The sequence below is a fragment of the Methylobacterium sp. A54F genome (assembly GCF_053346035.1).
This window is the reverse complement of the sequence record NZ_JBKFBF010000001.1, coordinates 690,385-709,512: the sequence shown is the minus strand read 5'-3', so window position 1 is coordinate 709,512 and position 19,128 is coordinate 690,385. Positions and strand designations below refer to the sequence as shown.

Annotated in this window: 20 protein-coding genes and 1 riboswitch; of the genes, 8 read left to right on the top strand and 12 right to left on the bottom strand. The window is 70.7% G+C overall.

Features of this window, described 5'->3' with window-relative positions; all coding sequences use genetic code 11:
- Nucleotides 1–23 precede the first annotated feature (23 nt).
- The 5 genes from msrB to ACLBXP_RS03550 form a co-directional block, all read right to left on the bottom strand.
- Entirely contained in the window at nt 24–458 is a 435-nt protein-coding gene (gene msrB / locus ACLBXP_RS03570) for a peptide-methionine (R)-S-oxide reductase MsrB (RefSeq protein WP_447666171.1), read from the bottom strand.
- Nucleotides 459–557: 99 nt separating this feature from the next.
- Nucleotides 558–1,739: a YihY/virulence factor BrkB family protein gene (locus ACLBXP_RS03565; RefSeq protein WP_447666170.1), complete on the bottom strand. Its 1,182-nt coding sequence runs from the start codon at nt 1,737–1,739 to the stop codon at nt 558–560.
- Nucleotides 1,740–1,978: 239 nt separating this feature from the next.
- A complete protein-coding gene (locus ACLBXP_RS03560) occupies nt 1,979–3,499 on the bottom strand; it encodes a malonate--CoA ligase (RefSeq protein ID WP_447666169.1) in 1,521 nt (506 codons plus the stop codon).
- 134 nt (nt 3,500–3,633) lie between these two features.
- Nucleotides 3,634–5,043, bottom strand: a complete 1,410-nt coding sequence (locus ACLBXP_RS03555; protein ID WP_447666168.1) for a malonyl-CoA decarboxylase — start codon at nt 5,041–5,043, stop codon at nt 3,634–3,636.
- A gap of 99 nt (nt 5,044–5,142) precedes the next feature.
- Nucleotides 5,143–5,346 (bottom strand): hypothetical protein, encoded by a 204-nt coding sequence (locus ACLBXP_RS03550; protein WP_447666167.1) that lies wholly within the window; start codon nt 5,344–5,346, stop codon nt 5,143–5,145.
- Nucleotides 5,347–5,730: 384 nt separating this feature from the next.
- Here ACLBXP_RS03550 and ACLBXP_RS03545 point away from each other — a divergent pair, with 384 nt between their 5' ends.
- Complete coding sequence (locus tag ACLBXP_RS03545; protein WP_447666166.1) at nt 5,731–6,924, top strand: MFS transporter; 1,194 nt, start codon at nt 5,731–5,733, stop codon at nt 6,922–6,924.
- On the opposite strand, the gene cobD is transcribed toward ACLBXP_RS03545, so the two are convergent.
- Nucleotides 6,917–7,927 carry a threonine-phosphate decarboxylase CobD gene (gene cobD, locus ACLBXP_RS03540; protein ID WP_447666165.1) on the bottom strand — a complete coding sequence of 337 codons (1,011 nt, stop codon included), beginning with the start codon at nt 7,925–7,927 and terminating at the stop codon, nt 6,917–6,919. The genes ACLBXP_RS03545 and cobD overlap by 8 nt on opposite strands.
- Between cobD and cbiB the strand changes: the two genes are divergently transcribed.
- Entirely contained in the window at nt 7,907–8,899 is a 993-nt protein-coding gene (cbiB, locus tag ACLBXP_RS03535) for an adenosylcobinamide-phosphate synthase CbiB (protein WP_447666164.1), read from the top strand. The two genes, cobD and cbiB, sit on opposite strands and share 21 nt — an antisense overlap.
- Here the strand turns inward: cbiB and ACLBXP_RS03530 are convergent.
- Nucleotides 8,830–10,224, bottom strand: coding sequence for an MFS transporter (locus tag ACLBXP_RS03530; protein WP_447666163.1), 1,395 nt, complete (start codon nt 10,222–10,224; stop codon nt 8,830–8,832). The genes cbiB and ACLBXP_RS03530 overlap by 70 nt on opposite strands.
- Before the next feature lie 153 nt (nt 10,225–10,377).
- Between ACLBXP_RS03530 and ACLBXP_RS03525 the strand changes: the two genes are divergently transcribed.
- Nucleotides 10,378–10,734, top strand: coding sequence for a transposase (locus ACLBXP_RS03525; RefSeq protein ID WP_447666219.1), 357 nt, complete (start codon nt 10,378–10,380; stop codon nt 10,732–10,734).
- A 423-nt stretch (nt 10,735–11,157) separates the two neighbouring features.
- On the opposite strand, the gene ACLBXP_RS03520 is transcribed toward ACLBXP_RS03525, so the two are convergent.
- The 5 genes from ACLBXP_RS03520 to cobU form a co-directional block, all read right to left on the bottom strand.
- Entirely contained in the window at nt 11,158–12,045 is an 888-nt protein-coding gene (locus ACLBXP_RS03520; protein ID WP_447666162.1) for a hypothetical protein, read from the bottom strand.
- 31 nt (nt 12,046–12,076) lie between these two features.
- Entirely contained in the window at nt 12,077–12,616 is a 540-nt protein-coding gene (locus tag ACLBXP_RS03515; RefSeq protein WP_447666161.1) for a hypothetical protein, read from the bottom strand.
- A gap of 495 nt (nt 12,617–13,111) precedes the next feature.
- Entirely contained in the window at nt 13,112–14,557 is a 1,446-nt protein-coding gene (locus ACLBXP_RS03510) for a cobyric acid synthase (protein WP_447666218.1), read from the bottom strand.
- Between the two features lie 41 nt (nt 14,558–14,598).
- On the bottom strand, nt 14,599–15,201 hold the full coding sequence (gene cobO, locus ACLBXP_RS03505) for a cob(I)yrinic acid a,c-diamide adenosyltransferase (RefSeq protein WP_447666160.1): 603 nt from the start codon (nt 15,199–15,201) through the stop codon (nt 14,599–14,601).
- Nucleotides 15,198–15,731, bottom strand: a complete 534-nt coding sequence (gene cobU / locus ACLBXP_RS03500; protein ID WP_447666159.1) for a bifunctional adenosylcobinamide kinase/adenosylcobinamide-phosphate guanylyltransferase — start codon at nt 15,729–15,731, stop codon at nt 15,198–15,200. Before cobU ends, cobO begins: the two co-directional genes overlap by 4 nt.
- Before the next feature lie 130 nt (nt 15,732–15,861).
- Nucleotides 15,862–16,052: riboswitch (cobalamin riboswitch) on the top strand.
- Between the two features lie 41 nt (nt 16,053–16,093).
- Here cobU and ACLBXP_RS03495 point away from each other — a divergent pair.
- From ACLBXP_RS03495 to ACLBXP_RS03475, 5 genes are read left to right on the top strand one after another with little or no spacing between them, the layout of a single operon-like run.
- The gene (locus ACLBXP_RS03495; RefSeq protein ID WP_447666158.1) at nt 16,094–16,276 is read left to right on the top strand and encodes a CbtB domain-containing protein; all 183 of its coding nucleotides are present in this window, start codon (nt 16,094–16,096) and stop codon (nt 16,274–16,276) included.
- Nucleotides 16,277–16,316: 40 nt separating this feature from the next.
- Nucleotides 16,317–17,051, top strand: a complete 735-nt coding sequence (locus tag ACLBXP_RS03490) for a CbtA family protein (protein ID WP_447666157.1) — start codon at nt 16,317–16,319, stop codon at nt 17,049–17,051.
- Nucleotides 17,052–17,067: 16 nt separating this feature from the next.
- Nucleotides 17,068–17,433: a DUF1636 family protein gene (locus ACLBXP_RS03485; protein ID WP_447666217.1), complete on the top strand. Its 366-nt coding sequence runs from the start codon at nt 17,068–17,070 to the stop codon at nt 17,431–17,433.
- A 7-nt stretch (nt 17,434–17,440) separates the two neighbouring features.
- Nucleotides 17,441–18,475 carry a cobalamin biosynthesis protein CobW gene (cobW, locus tag ACLBXP_RS03480; protein ID WP_447666156.1) on the top strand — a complete coding sequence of 345 codons (1,035 nt, stop codon included), beginning with the start codon at nt 17,441–17,443 and terminating at the stop codon, nt 18,473–18,475.
- 41 nt (nt 18,476–18,516) lie between these two features.
- Nucleotides 18,517–19,128, top strand: coding sequence for a Uma2 family endonuclease (locus ACLBXP_RS03475; RefSeq protein ID WP_447666155.1), 612 nt, complete (start codon nt 18,517–18,519; stop codon nt 19,126–19,128).

The window sequence follows — 19,128 nt, the reverse complement described above, 5'->3', positions numbered from 1 at the left end:
TCCCCACGAAAGCGGTTGTGCCCTCAGGCTTTCGGCTCGAACTGCAGGGAGGCGCCGTTCATGCAGTAGCGCAGGCCCGTCGGGGCGGGGCCGTCGTCGAAGACGTGGCCGAGATGGCCCTTGCACCGGGCGCAGTGCACCTCGGTGCGCACCATCCAGTGGCTGCGGTCGACCGTCGTCTCCACCGCGCCCGCGAGAGGCTCGAAGAAGCTCGGCCAGCCGGTGCCGGACTCGAACTTGGTGCCGGAGGTGAAGAGCGGGGTGCCGCAGCCCGCGCAGGTGAAGATGCCCGGCCGCTTCTCGGCGAGCAGGCAGCTCGTGCCGGCCCGCTCGGTGCCGTGCTCGCGCAGCACGCGGTACTGCTCGGGGCTCAGCGCGGCCCGCCACTCGGCCTCGCTCCGGGCCTCGGGGGCCGCGACCTTCGGGCTCGGCGCATCATGGGTCTGCGAGGCGGACATGGTTCCTCCTGAGATCGTTCGTGTCTGCCCGATATGGGGTCCCGAGGCCGCGCCGGGGAGGCGCCGCGGCGTTCGGGCAGCGACCGCCGATGGCGGGGCTCAGGCCGGCGCGCCGACCGAGTCCGCCATGCGGGCCTCGCGGGCCCCGAGCGGCAGGGGCGCGCCCGTGGTCGTGTCGATGACGGTCTGGTGCTCCATCTCGGCGTTGATCTCGCCGCCGACGAGCACGATCGTCGCCGAGATCCAGATCCAGGTCATGAAGCCGATCACCGCGCCGAGCGACCCGTACGTCTCGTTGTAGTTGCCGAAGTTCGCCACGTACCAGGAGAAGAGCAGGGAGGCGGCGAGCCACAGCACGCAGGCCACGAGGCTGCCGACACCGACCCAGCGCCAGCGCGGCCGCTCGCGGCTCGGGCCGTAGCGGTAGAGCACCGAGAGGCCGCCGAGCAGGACGAGCAGGAGGCCCGGCCAGCGCAGCTGCGCCACGAGCCAGGCGCCGTTGCTGATGCCGATGTAGTTGAACACCACCGGCAGCACGACGATGCAGGTCAGCGCGAAGATCAGGAACAGCAGCGCGCCGACCGTGAAGGTCAGCGAGCGCAGGTTCAGCATCACGAAGGAGCGCTTCTCCTCCTCCTCGTAGACGATGTTGAGAGCATCGAACATCGCCTTCATGGCGGCGTTGGCGCTCCAGATCGACAGGACGAGACTCGTGAAGAAGGTGATCCCCAGGGTACCGCCCCCCTTGGCGGCGATGCGCTTGACCTGGTCGCCGATGATCTCGATCGCCCCCGTGGGCAGCACGCCCTGCAGGCTCGCGAGGTGGTCGTTGATGACGTTCACGTCGGCGAACAGGCCGTAGCAGGCGACGAGGGCGGCGACCGCCGGGAACAGCGAGAGCAGGCTGTAGAAGGTCACGCCGGCCGCCACCGACAGGACCCGGTCCTTGTTGAATTCGAGGTAGACCCGGACGGCGATGTCGCGCCAGCCGGAGCCGGTGATCTCCGCCGGGTTGCGGGCCTTGCGGCCGCGGTCCGCCTGCGTCGCGCCCACGAGCTCGGCCGTGCGGCCCGAATAGGAGCGGGCGCCCCCGTTCTGCCGACGCTCCGGCGTCGAATTCGGCGCTGGATCCTGCGCCGAGTCCTGCACCGCGAGGTCGCCGCGAGGCCGCTTCGGGGCCGCCGCGAGGGCGATCAGGGCCGAGCCGAGGACGAGGGTCCACAGGATCGACGCGCCGCCCTCGGCCGGGGTCTCGGGCGGGCGGGAGGAGGGCGAGGGCATCGGCGAACCGGCGGAAAGTCGCGCGAGGGGGCGCGGAGCCAAACGTCAGCGCGGGCGCGCCGTTCCCGCAGGGGTGCCAGGGCCGCGGCCGGTTGGCAACGCAGCGGCGGCGGACGGGCGTGCGATCGGGCGGGACAAGGCCGGAACCGGGCGGCTCCGCCCCGCCGGGCCAGACCCGGACCGCGCCGCGGTCCCGCCGGCGCCGGGCCCGGAAACGTCCTGTGGGGGGCGGGCGGCCCTCAGCCCTCGTAGAGCCCGGCGTAGTGCTGCCGCAGGACGTTCTTCTGCACCTTGCCCATGGCGTTGCGCGGCAGGTCCTCGACAAACAGCACGCGCTTCGGGCACTTGAAGCGGGCGAGCCGTGATTCGAGCTGCCCGAGGATGGCGGCCTCGTCCGGCGCGCCGGGGCCCGCCACCACCACGGCGGTGACGCCCTCGCCGAAATCCGCATGGGGCACGCCGATCACCGCCGACTCGACGATGCCCGGCATTCCGTCGATCTCGGTCTCGATCTCCTTCGGGTAGACGTTGAAGCCGCCCGTGATGATGAGGTCCTTTCCGCGCCCGACGATGTGGACGTAGCCGTCCGGGTCGACCTTGCCGAGGTCGCCGGTGATGAAGAAGCCGTCCGCCTTGAACTCGGCCGCGGTCTTCTCGGGCATGCGCCAGTAGCCTAGGAACACGTTCGGGCCCTTCACCTCGATCATGCCGACTGCGTCGGGCCCGAGAGCCGCCCCTGTCTCGGGGTCGACCACCCGCAGGGCGACGTCGGGCAGGGGAAACCCCACGGTGCCGGCGATGCGCCGGCCCTCGTAGGGGTTCGAGGTGTTCATATTGGTTTCGGTCATGCCGTAGCGCTCGAGGATGGCGTGCCCCGTGCGGGCCTGCCATTCGCGGTGCGTCTCGGCGAGGAGCGGCGCCGAGCCGGAGATGAACAGCCGCATGCCGGCCGCGATCTCCCGGGTGAGCCCCGGTTCCCTAAGGAGGCGGGTGTAGAAGGTCGGCACGCCCATCATGGCGGTCGCCCGCGGCATCAGGCCGAGGATCGCCTTGGCGTCGAGGCGGGGCAGGAACAGCATGCTGCCGCCGGTGGCGAGCACGAGGTTCGTCGCCACGAACAGGCCGTGGGTGTGGAACACCGGCAGGGCGTGGATCAGCACGTCCTCCGCGGTGAAGCGCCAGACGTCGATCAGCGTCTCGGTGTTCGAGGCGAGGTTGCGGTGGCTCAGCATGGCGCCCTTCGAGCGCCCGGTGGTGCCGGAGGTGTAGAGGATCGCCGCGAGGTCGTCCGGCCCGCGCGGCTCGTCCGCGAAGTCGGTCGCGGCGGCATCGGCGGCCTCCGCCAGGCTGCCGTGCCCCCCGGCATCGAGGGTGCGCAGCTGCGGCACGCCGGCCGCCTCGGCGACGACTGCCAGACCCTCCGCCTTGGCGGGGTCGCAGACGAACAGGGCCGGCTCGGCATCGCCCAGGAAGTAGCCGACCTCGGCGGCCGTGTAGGCGGTGTTGAGCGGCAGGAAGACCGCGCCGGCCCGGACCGCGCCGAGGTAGAGGAAGATCACCTCCGGGCTCTTCTCGACCTGGACGGCGACGCGGTCGCCGACCCGCACGCCGAGGCTGCGCAGGGCATTGGCGTAGGCCCCCGAGCGATCCAGGAGATCGGCGTAGCTGTAGCGCCGTCCGTCCGGCGTCTCGATGACGACCCTGGCCGCAGGATCGGCCGGCAGGGCCCGGCGCACGAGGTCGAAGAGGTGGTTGGTCATGGAAGTGCTGCCCATGGGGGCGGTGACTTAGCACACGCGCGGCACTTGGCGAGGGGCCGACGGACCCTCACCCGCGTCCGGAGACGAGACCTGCAACGTCCCTCGACGAGGATCGCCCTCCGCCGGCGCCCCGCTCACGCCTCGGCGAGCGCCACCGCCTGGGCCTTCGGCAGGTTCGCGCGCAGCTCCCGGCTGACCGCGCTGGAAGCCGCGACGGTGCCGAGGTTGGCGTAGGTCTCGTGGTTCTTCTCGATGGCGGAGAGATCGTAGAGGTAGTTCACCATCAGGCCGTAACCCTGGCGCATGCCCTTCGGCGAGGTGTCGCCGAGGAAGTTCAGCCGCTCGAGGCGCGCGCCGTTGCCGAGGTGGAAGCGGGCCACCGGGTCGAGGGGCCGTCCGCGCTCGTTCTTGGCGCGCAGGAAGTAGGCCGCCGCCGCCGGCAGCAGCGCCTTGCGCACCGCCTCGCAGGTGGTCTTGTCGTGCCGCCAGTCGGAATCGTCGAGGAGGCGCAGGGTCTCGACGTCGTCGCGGGTGAGGCTCTGCGGCGCGTCGGCCCGCCGCTCCCGGTCGAGCCAGCGCGCGAAGCCCGGCACCGGCGAGAGGGTCACGAAGGTCTTCAGGCTCGGAATCTCGCGGGTGAGGTCGCCCACCACCTGCTTGATCAGGAAGTTGCCGAAGGTGACGCCGGCCAGCCCCCGCTGGCAGTTCGAGATCGAGTAGAAGTTCGCGGTGGTGGCCGCCCGGAGCGGCAGCGGCACCCGCTCGTGGGCGAGGACCGGCGCGATGGCGGGCGCGGTGGCCTCGGTCAGGGCCACCTCGACGAAGATCAGCGGCTCGTCGGCGAGCGCGGGGTGGAAGAAGGCGAAGCAGCGCCGGTCCGGCGGCTCGATGCGCCGGCGCAGGTCGTCCCACCCCTGGATCTCGTGCACCGCCTCGTAGCGGATGATCTTCTCCAGGATGTGGGCCGGCGTCGTCCAGTCGATGTGACGCAGCACCAGGAAGCCCCGGTTGAACCACGAGGCGAACAGGTGCTCGAAGTCGCAGTCGAGGCTGTCGGCGGCGTCGAGGAGAGCGGGGTCCGGCGCGTCGGTGTCGCGCAGGGAGGCCCGCAGGTCGAGGAGGTCCTCCCGCATCCGCACCAGCGCGAGCGTACCGTCGCGGGCGAGGTTGAGGCGGCGGATCAGCTCCTGGCTGCGCGGCTCGGCCGCCATGTGGAGATCGCCGAGGCGCGCGCGGGTCCGGTCGCGGGTGTAAGCGGCGATGGCCGCATCGACCGCCGCATCGTCGGCATCGAAATCGAGCGCGATCATGCGCAGGAATGCGAGGCGCTCCTCCTTCGGGAAGCTCGCGTAGCGGTCGAGGATCAGGCGGGCCAGCGCCACGCCGGACGCCTCGCCGCGGCGCGAGATCAGGTCCTCGCAGAGCTTGACCAGTTCGGCGGCGCTCGCGCGGCCCGCGAGGTCGCCCCGGCTCAGACCGATGAGGTCGCGGCCCCGGTCGCTGATCGTCTGAAGGAGGTCGTTGAAGAATGAGATCGCCGCCATCGACCGCCGTCCGCGCCTCCGTCAGGGCCCCGTCGCGGGGCCGCTCGCCGAGCTTGACAGTCTAAGGCGACCCGGGCGTGACGACCAGGGCCGGCGGCGTCAGCTGCGCGGATCGGCGGTGGGCTCGATCGCCGCGCTGTCGGCCCGCTCGCGCCAGTCGCCGACCCCGTGATGCCGTGCGAAGCGCAGCTCCGCGGCCCGGCGCGCGCGCTCCGGATCGCGGGCGCGGGTGATGTCGACCGACCCGACCGTGAACGGAACTCCGAGGATCTCGCGAGAGAAGTGGATACGGTAGTTCGACACGCGGAACTCCCTGTCAGTGGACGTGAACTCGTGTCGCGGGCGCGAATCGGTGTCTCCAGACCGAACAGCGCGCATCACAGCCCGGAACGCTGCGCATTCCAAGAGCTGATCGATGGTAGTACAACTGTTTAGTCGTTGTTCCGCAACGACTTCGATATGGGTACTCCTACGCCAGATTGTAAGGGGGTGCGGCCTCGCGCTCAGGTGAGGCCGAAACGCGGACGGGATCGGGTCGATCGGGGCCGGCCTGCGCCGGCGGCGGTTGCCACGGGCGCGCGCCTGGGCCAAGGCGGGGCCTCCTCCGATCCCACCCGAGATGCCGATGCCCGCCCGCACGATCCCCGCGTCACGCCTGCAGGGCTCCCGGTGCACGCGCGGCCCGCGTTGAGCGCGCCGGCCCCGGTTCTCACGCCGACGGCGCGCCTCGGGCTCACGCTGATCGCCGGCGGGGCGGTGGCGAACATCTACTACAACCAGCCGCTGCTCGCGCTCCTCGTCACCGAGTTCGGCGAGCGGGCGGCCGTATGGGTGCCGACCGCCTGCCTCGTGGGCTACGGGCTCGGCATCCTGGGCCTCGTGCCGCTCGGCGACAGCCTCTCGCGCCGGCGCCTGATCATCTGGCAGCTCCTCGGGCTCGCGGCCGCGCTCGTCGTCGCCGCGGCGAGCCCGAACCTCGCGGTGCTCGCGCTCGCGAGCCTCGTGATCGGGATCCTCGCCTCGGCGGCGCAGCAGGCGGTGCCGCTGGCGGCCGAGCTCGCCCCCGACGCGAGCCGCGGGCGGATCGTCGGGCAGGTGATGACGGGGCTCCTGTCGGGCATCCTGCTCGCCCGCACGGCGAGCGGCTTCGTGGGCGCTCATCTCGGCTGGCGCGCGGTGTTCGTCGCGGCGGCCGCAGTGGCGCTCGGCATGGCGGCCATCGCGCGGGCCACGCTGCCCCACATCCCGCAGACGAAGCCCCTGCGCTGGCGGGCCCTGATGCTGTCGATCCTCTACCTCGCCCGGACGCAGCCGGTGCTGCGCACCGCGAGCCTCTCGCAGGCCCTGCTGTTTTCCGCCTTCAACGCCTTCTGGGCGACGCTCGCACTCCTCGTCGAGGCGCCGCCCTTCGACCTGACGCCGGCCGGCGCCGGCCTGTTCGGGGTGATCGGCGCGGCCGGCGCCGTGGTGGCGCCGATCTCCGGCCGCTTCACCGACCAGCGCGGCGCCCGCCCCGTCGTGGTCGCCGGAAGCCTCTGCGTGGTCGCGGCCTTCGCGATCTTCTGGGCGACGGGCACCTGGTCGCTCGCCGGCCTCGCGGCGGGGGTGCTGCTGTTCGACATCGGGCTCAACGGCGCGCTCATCGCCAACCAGACCCGGGCCTATGCCCTGGTGCCCGGCGCCCGCGGGCGTATCAACACCGTGCTGTTCACGGTGATGTTCGTGTTCGGGGCGCTCGGCGCCTACGCGGGCTCCCGGGCCTTCCTGGCCTTCGGCTGGCCCGGGGTCTGCGCGGTCGGCCTCGTCCTGTCGAGCCTCGCTGCGCTGGTGGCCCTGCTGGACAGGACCGGACACCGCGTCGTCCGGGCGCCGCTCACCTGAGGACCCGCGAGAGGCGGCACCACGCGGCCTTCCCGTCCGGGAGGCCGAAGCGGATGCGCTGCGGCGCAGTCTCGAAGCGGCGCACGTAGATGCCGGCCGCGCCGAGGCGTCGGAACAGCCCGGGCGCGTCGGGGAAATCCGCGGTGCGGAACAGGCGCGTGCCGCCGACGAGGCGTCCGCCCGCCCGCTGGATCATCCGGTCGAGGCGGGCCGCATCCGCACCCCGGGCCGCGGCGGCGGCGGCCCGCCAGGGCCCGTCGGCGAGGGCGATGCGGCCGATCGCGAGGGCGGGGCCCGACACCGCCCAGGGCCCGAGCGCCGCCGCGATCCGGGCCGCGAACCCGCGCTCCGCCAGCGCGAAGCCGAGGCGGATGCCGGCGAGGCCGTAGGTCTTGCCGAACGAGCGCAGCACCACGAGGCCGGGTTGCGGATCCGCCGCCAGGGACTCGACCGGCTCCAGGTCCGCGAAGGCCTCGTCGACCACGAGGAGCCCCCCGGGGGCGAGGGCTTCGCGGGCCGCGAGCAGGGTCCGGGCGGGCAGGACGCGGCCGTCCGGGTTGTTCGGGTTGACCACAATGGCGACGTCCGCGCCCGCTGTCCGCGCGATGTCCGCGACCGCGGCGACCGCGTGTCCGGCGCGTGTCCAGGCGGCGGCGTGCTCCGCGTAGGTCGGCCCGAGGACCGCCACACGCCCCGGTTGCACCAGGCGCGGCAGGGTCTCGATCAGGATCTGGGTGCCGGGCGCCGGCACGATGCCGGCCGGGTCCGGCGCCCCGTAGGCCGCGGCGGCGGCCATCCGCAGGGCTTCCGCGTCGGCCGCCGCGGGCAGGCGCCGGAACAGGCTGGCGTCGAGGGCCGGGCACGGATACGGGACCGGGTTGATCCCCGTCGAGAGATCGAGCCACGGCCGCGGCGCCTCCGGGAACAGCGCCGCGGCCTGGCCCAGATCGCCGCCGTGGGCGATCAGCTCCCCCGAGGCCTGATGTCCCTGTCCCTCCTGCATCCCCCCGCGACCCTCGCCCTCCTCGCCCTGGCGCTGGCGGTCGAGGCCGCCGCGGGCTATCCGGACGCGCTCTACCGGGCGGCGGGCCACCCTGTCACCTGGATCGGTCGCCTGATCGGCGCCCTCGACCGGGGCCTGAACCGCGGCAGCGACGCGGCGCGCCGGCGCAACGGGGTCCTCGCGCTCCTGATCCTGCTCGCCGTCGTCGGGGCCGCCGGCCTCGCGCTGACGGCGCTCGCGGGGCTCGCCGGGCTGCCCCTCGGCCTCGCGATCCTGGCGCTCCTCGCCGCGAGCCTGCCGGCGCAGCGCAGCCTGCACGACCACGTCGCCCGGGTCGCCGCCGACCTCAGGGCCGGGGGCCTGCCGGGCGGGCGGCGGGCGGTGTCGATGATCGTCGGGCGCGACCCCGAGACCCTCGACGAGGCCGCGATCTGCCGCGCCGCCATCGAGAGCCTCGCCGAGAATTTTTCCGACGGGATCGTGGCGCCGGCGCTCTGGATCGGGGCCGGGGGCCTGGCGGGCGGCGCCCTCTACAAGGCCGTCAACACCGCCGACAGCATGATCGGCCACCGCACGCCCCGCCACGAGGCCTTCGGCTGGGCCGCGGCCCGGTTCGACGACCTCGTGAACCTGCCGGCCTCGCGGCTCTCCGGGCTCCTCGTCGTGGCCGCGGCGGCCCTGCACCGGGACGCCTCGGGCCGCGGCGCCTGGGCGGCCCTGCGGCGGGACGCGTCCCGCCACCGCTCGCCGAATGCCGGCTTCCCCGAGGCCGCCATGGCGGGGGCGCTCGGCCTGGCGCTCGCGGGTCCCCGCGTCTACGGCGGCACCCCCGTCACCGACGCCTGGATGGGGGACGGGCGGGCCGAGGCCGGGCCCGCCGACATCGAGCGGGCGCTGGCCCTCTACCGCACCGCCTGCGCCCTGCTCTGGGGGCTCGCGGCGGGCGGGGCTGCGCTCTGGCTCGCCGCCTGAGCGCGCGCCGCCGCGTCCCGCCGCAGGGCGGAGAGCACCACGAACATCAGGCAGGCTCCGACAGCCAGGCAGGCGGCGAGGAAGTACATCGGCGCGAGCTGGCTGCCGGTCCGGTCGCGGATGAACGGCACCGCGTTCTGGCTGATGAAGCCGCCGAGGTTGCCCACCGAGTTGATCGCCGCGATGCCGGCCGCCGCGCTCGCGCCCTTCAGGAAGGTCGGCGGCATCGACCAGAAGACCGGCTGGGCCGAGAAGACCCCGGCGGCCGCCACGCAGAGGCAGGCGAACTTCAGGGCGGGGCCGGGGACGACGACGCTGGCGGCGAGCGCTGCCGCGGCGACGAGGCCCGGCACCACTACGTACCAGACCTGGTCGGTGGTGCTCGCGGTGGTGCGCGCCGCCCGGCGCGGCACCCACCACAGGGCGAGCGCGGTGACGATCCAGGGGATGATGTTGATGAAGCCGTTCGCGGTGTTCGAGACGCCGAAGCTCTTCACCACGGTCGGCAGCCAGTAGCTCAGGCCGTAGGCGGCGAGGGGGAACGCGACGTAGACGCTCGCCAGCATCCAGACCCGCCGGTCGAGGAGCGCGCGGAACGGGTTGCCGTGCTCCACCTGGCCGCCGGCCTCGCGCTCGCGCTCCAGCGTGCGGGCGAGCCAGGCCTTCTGGTCGGGCGCGAGCCACGGCGCCCGCTCGGGTCCGTCCGGCAGGATGCGCAGCACGATCACCGCGAGGACGAGCGCGGGCAGCCCGGTCGCCACGAACACCCACTGCCAGCCGGCGAGCCCGAGGAGGCCGTCGAGGTCGAGGAGCGCCCCACCGATCGCCGCCCCGACCGCGTTGGCGAGCGCGCTCGCGATCATGAACCAGCCGATCATCCGCGCGCGGTGGCTCTGCGGGAACCACAGCGTCAGGGCGAACAGCACCCCGGGGAAGAAGCCCGCCTCCGCGACGCCGAGCAGGAAGCGCAGGACGTAGAACATCGCGGTGTTCTGCGTGAAGCCGAGGAGGACGGTGACGAGGCCCCAGGTCGCCATGATGCGGGCGAACCAGATCCGCGCGCCGACCCGCTCCAGGAAGACGTTGGCCGGCACCTCGCACAGGAAGTAGCCGAGGAAGAACAGGGACGCCCCGAGCCCGTACACGCTCTCGCTCAGGCCGAGCGCGTCGACCATCTGCAGCTTGGCGTAGGAGATGTTCTGCCGGTCGATGTAGGCGATCAGGTACATCAGCCCGAGCAGCGGCATCAGCCGCAGCGTGACGGTGGCGACCGTCGAGGCGGCGAGCCGCTCCTCGGCCGGCAAGGGCTCGATCTCGGTCGGCATCGGCGCTCCTCGCGTTCGGCGGCCTTCTGCGCGGGCAGCCCGAAGCGGTGAGGTAAGCAGAGTTGCGCCCGCAAGCCAACGCGGCGCCGCGGGGGCCCGTCACATCCGCCGCGGAATGAAAACCCGCAGCGCCGTCGAGCACGTCCGTCGCACATCGCCCCCAGTGCCACCGTGATCGCTTACGAGGCCCGTCACTGGGACGCTCTCCACGCCGTGTTCCCGAGCGTGGGCCGTATCAACCACTCAGCGACGTATGCCACCGAGGACGCCAACACGAAACAAGCCGAGTCCTACTTCTCGCGCCTCCGTCGCATGGTGAGCAGGCAGCACCACTTCGTGTCGGCCCATCATCTTCACCAGTACGCTACCGAGGCCGCTTGGAAGGAGGACCACCGGCGTATGCCGAACGACGAGCAATTCCAGCGCACGCTCCGCCTCGCGCTCGCCGCGGCCAAGTCCTGGCAGTTCTGCGGCTACTGGCAGCGCCACACCTTTAAGAAGGGAAGCTGACATGGCCCTCCCTCATGTCGTCAACACCCTCACGGCCAAGCGGAACAAGATTGAGGCACACATCGCCGAGCTACGGCGACAACTCGCCATCACAGAGCGGACCTGTCGAGCGTGACGGCCGTTCTAGCCCTCTACGAACTGAGCCCGACATCGCGGATGCGGTTCCCGGCTTATGCCCATCTCAATCGGCTTTCGCCTATGGGGAGATGTTCAAGCTCGCCAAGGAGGCGCTAGCGAAAGCCGGCAGGCCATTCACGACGCGGGAGATTGCGCTGGCCATCATCCGCGCCAAGCGGTGGGACGAACGGGATATGATACCGCGTAAGGCCGTCGCCTACCGACTAATCCAGAGCCCCACGCGCGCATCGACACATGGGCGGATAGGCGACGCGGGGAGGCAGAAGGGCGTCAGGGTCTGGAGTCTTACTTAGCGACAGTATCCCCCCAAGGTTGACCCCGTATCCCTTCAAGCATGTCTTTCAAATCAGCACGCAGCTGATCTTTGATTCTTTCTCCCTCGCGTAGCGCCAGGAATATCTCTGGCGCTACGCGAGTGCATTTCTCCCTGATTATCGTCCCTGCTTGCCTCTTGACCGCGCCCTTTGCAGTAATGAAATCCAATATCATTGCATACGCCGCAATATTGCTTCCCAAGGTCATTATTATGACGAACAGTTCTATAAGGTCCCCAACGTAATTAAAATCAATAAAAACTCGAAGATAGAGATCAACAAAGCAGCAAACAGCAAAAATACCAATTGCCGAGACACATTTTTTGAGCCAGTCTTTGTCCTGATCCTCTGAAAAACAAGCATAGTACTTCTGTCGAGTGATTTTGTCGACAACTATGGACTTCAATGCTTCGCGCCCACCTTCGCCAACTTCATCATCAGTAAGCAAATTTGAAAGAAAATGTAGGGTTTTCAAATCAGAAGAGGGCTCTCCTGTAGTTTGATTGTCGCCTAAAAGCAAATAAGCCGCTCGGCACTTGACGAGATCACAGCCCTTAATGGAGAGAAACTCTGTGATTTTTTCAACAAAGAACGATTGCATCTCTCGCTCTTTGACTAATAGATAAGCAACAACTAAAGGGGCGGTAACGCCTGATATAGTAATGATGGTTCCAAGAATGTCGCTAATAGCGGCGGCTGACCGAAGTCGCGCAAGGCCAGCCGTCTTTCCAGTGGTGGAATCCACTGGCAAGTTATAGATCATCACACCACAAGCTAATACAGCAGCGGCAAATGTGATGAGGAGGCAGACAAGGAAACGGCCCCCAGGTCTGCTGAGGGCCGATATTTTCTCAGACATTCAGCCTATTTATAAGGCGAAAATCTCGAGTTCAAGCTTTAATTGCAACGGGAGAGGTGGAACATCTTTCCCAGCAGGCATCGAACATCCGGGCACCGGAGCTACCTAGCTCTGGGTCACCAAACACCACAGTGGCTTTTCGCGAGCTCGCATCACTTTCGATCCGGATATGCCGCTCGTCCGTAACACAGATATGGGATGGCATTTTAGAATATCCGGTGAATCGAACCTTTATCCGACCGCTCGCAACCTGCTCTTGCAGGTAGAACAGCGCTGACTCTGCATCGTTCAGAGCATCGACCTTGTCTACAATGACACAAATATCCGCTGATGGCGCCCTGTTCAGAAAACCAATTATCTTTTCTGGTAGCCAAACTTCTGCGCTGAGCTTATCGGAGTACGCATACAAGCCTTGCTGGGCATAGTCCAACATTGTGGAGATCACCACTTTGGCGTGCTCAGTACCTACATTCGTGAACACTCGTGGAACCGCCTCATTACCAGAGGACATAGTTTCACGCATCACCTGCTCGACGAGCTTACGGTAGTCGTCTAGCGTCATGTTATCCATCCGACCCTCCCTAAGCTTGACCGTTGAGCGGTTAGCGACGAACTAATATCCACAGATTTTTTCGTAGCTGCGCGTCCGAAAGGCCGCTTTCCTGATGTCAACCCCTTCCATGATGAGCGAGATGGTGTCTGAATCACCCGCCGCCCATCGTCACAATTAGCAATAGCGGGTCGGGAGTCGAAGTTCAAAACAAGTTAATTCCAACATGTAGTATAGCGACTGCGCCTTGATACGACATATTGTGTGTCAAGAGGACTTATCCACAGATTCGAAAAATATTTTGCAGCGGCGATATATCGCACCCTGATCTCAATCGCGCCTGTGCGGTCCGTAGCAGGCTCCGCGGCGCATCTGGGGTGGCGCCCGTCTGACAGACCAGCAATGATAGCCGACGCGGCTTCATTTTCGCGACTCATACGTTGATGTTAACCATCACCGACGATGGCATTTGGTGCATTTGCTCCATAAGGCTGAGTCGACGCCCGCCCAGGATCGCTACCCCCGGGCGAGCGCGAGCAGGTGGTCGCAATCGACGTGCGCCTCGATGTGGCGGGCGAGGCCGTCGAGCGCCGCCTCGACCCCGGCCTCGTAGGCGAGGTCGCTGCCCGCGGCGCCGAGGCGGGCGAGCCAGGCGGCGCGCTGGCGGTCGTCGGCGAACAGGCCGTGCGCGTAGGTGCCGGCGACGCGCCCGTCCGCCGAGACGGCCCCGTCCGTGCGCCCATCCGCGAGGCGGATCAGGGGGCGGGCGGCATCGGGGCCGGTCGTCTCGCCGATGTGCATCTCGTAGCCCGAGAAGGGCACGCCGTCCGCCAGGCTGGTTCCGGTCACCGCCTCCAGGCGCTTCTCCGGCGTCATGACGGTCTCGACGTCGAGGAGGCCGAGGCCCGGCACGGTGCGGGGCGTTCCCTCGATGCCGTGCGGGTCGCTCAGGGTCCGCCCGAGCATCTGGTAGCCGCCGCAGAGGCCGAGCACCCGCCCGCCCCGGCGCAGGTGGGCGGCGAGGTCGATGTCCCAGCCCTCCGCCCGGAAGGCATCGAGGTCGTCGAGGGTGGTCTTCGAGCCCGGCAGCAGCACCAGGGCGGCATCGCCCGGAAGCGGCGTTCCGGGGCGCACCAGCACCACGGCGAGGCCGGGCTCGGCCCGCAGGGGGTCGAGGTCGTCGAAGTTGGCGATCCGCGGCAGCACCGGCACGGCGATCGTCTTCGCCGCGGCCCCACCCGGCTCCGAGCCCGCGAGCCCGAGGACGTCCTCGGCCGGCAGGCGGGCCGCCCCGGGAAAGTGCGGCACGAGGCCGAGGCTCGCCCAGCCGGTCCGGGCCGCGATCAGCGCCATGCCGTCGGCGAACAGGCTCGGGTCGCCGCGGAAGCGGTTGACGATGAAGCCACGGATCATTGCGGCGTCTTCCGGGTCGATCACGGCCTTGGTGCCGACGAGGCTCGCGATGACGCCGCCGCGGTCGATGTCGCCGACGAGCACCACGGGCGTTCCGGTCGCGCGGGCGAAGCCCATGTTGGCGATGTCGCCCCGGCGCAGGTTCACCTCGGAGGCCGAGCCCGCCCCCTCCACCAGCACGAGGTCGGCCTCGGCGCGCAGCCGCGAGAAGCTGTCGAGCACGGCGTCGAGGAGGCGCGGCTTCCAGGCCTGGTAGTCGCGGGCCTTCACGGTTGCGACCATGCGGCCCTGGACGACGACCTGGCTGCCCACCTCGCTCTGGGGCTTGAGCAGGACCGGGTTCATGTGGACGGACGGCGCCACCCCGGCCGCCCGCGCCTGCAGCGCCTGCGCCCGCCCGATCTCCCCGCCATCCGCCGTGACGGCGGCGTTGTTCGACATGTTCTGCGGCTTGAACGGCCGCACCCGCAGGCCGCGCCGCGCGAAGGCCCGGGCGAGCCCCGCGACGATCAGCGACTTGCCGACATCCGAGCCGGTGCCCTGGATCATCAGGGCGTGGGTCGTGCGGCTTCCGCCCGGCACCGGACCGCTCAAAACTCGATCCCCTCCTGCGCCTTCACGCCCGCCGCGAAGTGGTGCTTCACGCTCCCCATCTCGGTGACGAGGTCGGCGGCCTCGATCAGGGCCGGCTTGGCGTTGCGGCCCGTCACGACGACGTGCAGGTCCGGCCGGCGGGCCCGCAGGGTCGCCACCACCGCGTCGAGATCGAGGTAGTCGTAGCGTAGCGCGATGTTCATCTCGTCGAGGACGAGGAGGCGGATCGTCGGGTCGGCCATCAGCGCCACCGCGGTCTCCCAGGCGTTGACGGCGGCGGCGATGTCGCGGGCCTTGTCCTGCGTCTCCCAGGTGAAGCCCTCTCCCAGGGTGTGCCAGGAGACCTGGTCGCCGAAGGCCTTCAGGGCGTGCTTCTCGCCGGTGTCCCAGGCGCCCTTGATGAACTGCACGATGCCGACCCGCCAGCCGCGGCCGAGCGCCCGCACCGCGAGGCCGAGGGCCGCCGTGGTCTTGCCCTTGCCCGGGCCGGTGTTGACGATGAGGAGGCCCTTCTCGATGGTCTTCGAGGCGACCTCCGCGTCCTGCACCGCCTTGCGCTTCTCCATCTTCTCCCGATGGCGGGCGAGGTCGTCGGTCATGGGCTCTCCTCGGGCGAGGGTTTCACGGTCAGCGGCAGGCCGGCCACGGTGAGGACGACCCGGTCGGCTTCCGCGGCGAGGCGCTGGTGCAGGCGCCCGGCCGCGTCGCGGAAGCGGCGCGCCAGCGCGTTCTCGGGCACGATGCCGAGGCCGACCTCGTTCGAGACGAGCACGACCGGCCCCCGCGCGACCCGGCAGGCCGCACAGAGCGCCTCGGTCTCGGCCGGAACGTCGCCCTCGGCGAGCATCACGTTGGTGAGCCAGAGGGTGAGGCAATCGACCAGCACGGGGCCCGGGGCGGCGGCGAGCGCCCCCGCGAGGTCGCGCGGCACGTCCCGGGTCTCCCAGCCGGCGCGGCGCCGCTCCCGGTGGAGGCGGACGCGCTCGGCCATCTCGTCGTCCCAGATCTCGGCGGTGGCGAGGTAGAGCCAGGGCGCGGGCGCGCGCTCGATCAGGGCCTCCGCGTACGCGCTCTTGCCCGAGCGCGCGCCGCCGAGCACCAGGGTCAACCGGGGAGGAGCCTGCCGCATGGCGCCTCCTTCGCCCGAAGCCGCGCCGAGGTCAAAGCGCGCGGGCGGGTTTTGCGGGCCCGGCGCGGGATTCTCGTCCGGATTCGGAATTCAATTGGCCGGGGCGCGTTGTGCCGGGCCCGGCCGTGCGTTAGAACACGCGACCGACGGTGCCCCGGCGACGGGGTGAAAAGGGAATGCGGTGAGGAGGCGACTCCGATTCCGCGGCTGCCCCCGCAACTGTAAGCGGCGAGTTCCTGCCATCAGCCACCGGCCAACCCGGGAAGGCGGCAGGCGCGACGAACCGCGAGCCAGGAGACCTGCCGTCCCCCGAACGTGACCCTCGAACGCCGCCGGTGGGGCGGCCGGAGACCGCAGTGCCCATGTCGACCAGCACCCAGACCCTCGTCCAGTCCGGCTCCCGCGCCAACGAGGGCTTCGCCGCGATCGCGGTCGCCGCCTTCCTGGGCCTCGGCCTCGTGTTCATGGCGGGCTTCGCCCCGGCCGCCGCGCTCCACAACGCGGCCCACGACTTCCGGCACACGCAGAACTTCCCCTGCCACTGACGCCGCACCGTCAGCCCGCACGTCAGCCCAAAAGACCGTCATGCTCATCCGGCTCCTGTCGGCGGCGCTCGCCGCCGGCTTCCTCGCGGCCGTCGTCGCGACGGGCCTCCAGATCGGCCTCACCTCGCCGCTAATCATCGCGGCCGAGCGCTACGAGGCGCCCGCCGAGGCCCACGCGGCCCTCGCGGCGCCCGCCCGCCTGGTCGTGCCCGTCCACGCGGAGGCCCACGGCGACGGGCACGGCGCCCCGCCCGCGTGGCAGCCCGGCCCGGGCCTGCCCCGCATGATCTTCACCGGCCTCGCGACCCTCGTCGGCGGCGTCGGCTACGCGCTGCTCCTCGGCGCCGTGATGCTCGCCTGCAGGCGGGAGCCGACCCCTGAGCGGGCGCTGGGCTTCGCGGTGGCGGGCTTCCTCGCGGTCGCGCTCGCCCCGGCGCTGGGCCTGCCGCCGGAACTGCCCGGCAGCGAGGCGGCGCCGCTCGCCGTGCGGCAGGCCTGGTGGGTGATGACCGCCGCCGCCACCGCCATGGGGCTCTACCTCATCGCGATCCGGCGCTCCGCCGTCGCCATCGCGGGCGGCCTCGTCCTGATCGCGGCGCCCCACGTCGCGGGCGCGCCGGAGGTGGCCGCGACGCCCACCGCCCTGCCGGCCGGCCTCGCCGCGCAGTTCGCGGCGCGCTCGCTCGCCGTGAGCTTCGTGTTCTGGGCGGCGATCGGGCTCGCCTTCGGCTGGACCTGGCAGGTCTTCGGCCGCGGGGCCGCATCCCGTGGCTGAGGCGCCGTCCCCACCGATGGTCCTCTACGTCTGCACCACCTGCCGGGCGGAGGGGGACGACGAGGGCCCCCGCGCGGGGGCGCGCCTCCTCGCGGCGCTCGAAGCCGCCCAGGCCGCGGCGCCGGTGGACGGGGTGCGGATTGAGCCCGTCGCGTGCCTCTCCGTCTGCAAGCGGCCCTGCACGGTCGCGGTGGCGAGCGCCGACCGCTGGACCTACGTCTACGGCGACCTCGACGCCGAGGCCTCCGCCCGCACCATCCTCGACGGCCTCCGGCTCTACGGCGAGACGGCGGACGGCCTCGTCCCCTGGCGGGCGCGGCCCGAGGCGTTCCGCAAGGGCGTGATCGCCCGCATCCCCCCGTTCCCGCCGAGCGCGGCGTGAGGCCCCGATGAGCATCGTCCAGAAGATCCCCTGCACCATCGTCACCGGCTTCCTCGGGGCCGGCAAGACGACCCTCGTGCGCCACGTGATGGAGCGGGCGCAGGGCCGGCGCCTCGCCATCCTGGTCAACGAGTTCGGTGATGTCGGCTTCGACGGCTCCTTCCTGGCCGCCTGCGGCGTCGAGGGCTGCACCGAGGACGCGATCGTCGAACTGCCGAACGGCTGCATCTGCTGCACCGTCGCGGACGACTTCGTGCCGGCGCTGAACCAGCTCCTCGGCCGCGCCGAGCCCCCCGAGCACATCCTGATCGAGACCTCCGGCCTCGCCCTGCCCAAGCCCCTGGTGCAGGCCTTCCAGTGGCCCGAGATCCGCTCCCGCGTCACCGTCGACGGCGTCGTGGCGGTGGTGGACGGCCCGGCGGTGGCCTCCGGCGCCTTCGCGGAGGATCCGGCGGCGCTCGCCGCGCAGCGCGCCGGCGACCGGAGCGTGGACCACGACAACCCCCTCGAGGAGGTGTTCGAGGATCAGCTCCTCTGCGCCGACCTCGTGGTGCTCAACAAGGCCGACCTCCTGGAGGCGGGCGAGCGCGAGCGGGTGCGCGCGGAGGTGGAGCGTCAGCTGCCCCGCGCCGTGAAGGTGATCGAGACCGCCCACGGCGAGATCGACCCGCGGGTGATGCTGGGCCTCGGCGCGGCGGCCGAGGACGACCTCGACGCCCGCCCCTCCCACCACGGCGACGGGGAGGACCACGACCACGACGACTTCGAGACCGTGGCGCTGCCGGTGCGCCCGGCGGGTACCCCGGGGGACCTCGCGGCCCGCGTCGCGAAGGCCGCCGAGACGCCGGGCGTCCTGCGCATCAAGGGGTTCGCGGAGGTCGAGGGCAAGCCGATGCGCCTCGTCGTGCAGGGCGTCGGCGCCCGCATCGCGCATCATTTCGACCGGCCCTGGCGCGCGGGCGAGACGCGCGACGGCCGCCTGGTGGTGATCGGCCTCAAGGGCTTCGACCGCGACGCCGTCGCGGCGGCGCTCGCCGGGTAGCGGGCGCCGGGCTACACTGCCGGCCGAGAGGAACCCGGGACATGCTGGAGCGCAGCCCGCAACCGATGAGCGTCGCCGCGTTCTTCGCCTGGCAGGAGCGCCAGGCGGACCGCTACGAACTCGTGGGCGGCGTGCCGGTGCGTCTGATGGCGGGCGCCCGAAACGTCCACGACGACATCGTGGTCAATCTCGTGGCGGCCCTGCACGTCCGCCTGCGCGGCAGCGGCTGCCGGCCCTTCACGGGGAATGGAAGCCTTGAGACGCTGCCCGGCCAGATCCGCCGCCCGGATGTCGGCGTGGATTGCGGCCCGCGCGACCCGAATGCGCTCAAGGCCGCGGAGCCCCGCATCGTCGTGGAGGTGCTGTCGCCGAGCACCCGCGATTTCGACGCCTTCGAGAAGTTCGCCGAGTACCGGGCCGTCGACAGTCTCGCGGCGATCCTTCTGGTGGAACCGAACGCCGCCGAAGTGCGGCTGTGGACCCGCGCGCCCGACCGGAGCTGGCAGGCCGCGCGCATCGCCGGCCTCGACGCGGTGCTGCCGCTCGATACCCTCGGCCTCACCCTGCCCCTCGCCGAGATCTACGACGGCGTGACCTTCCCGGCACGGCCGCGGCTCGTCCAGCCGGACGAGTCCGCCGACCCGGCGGCCTGA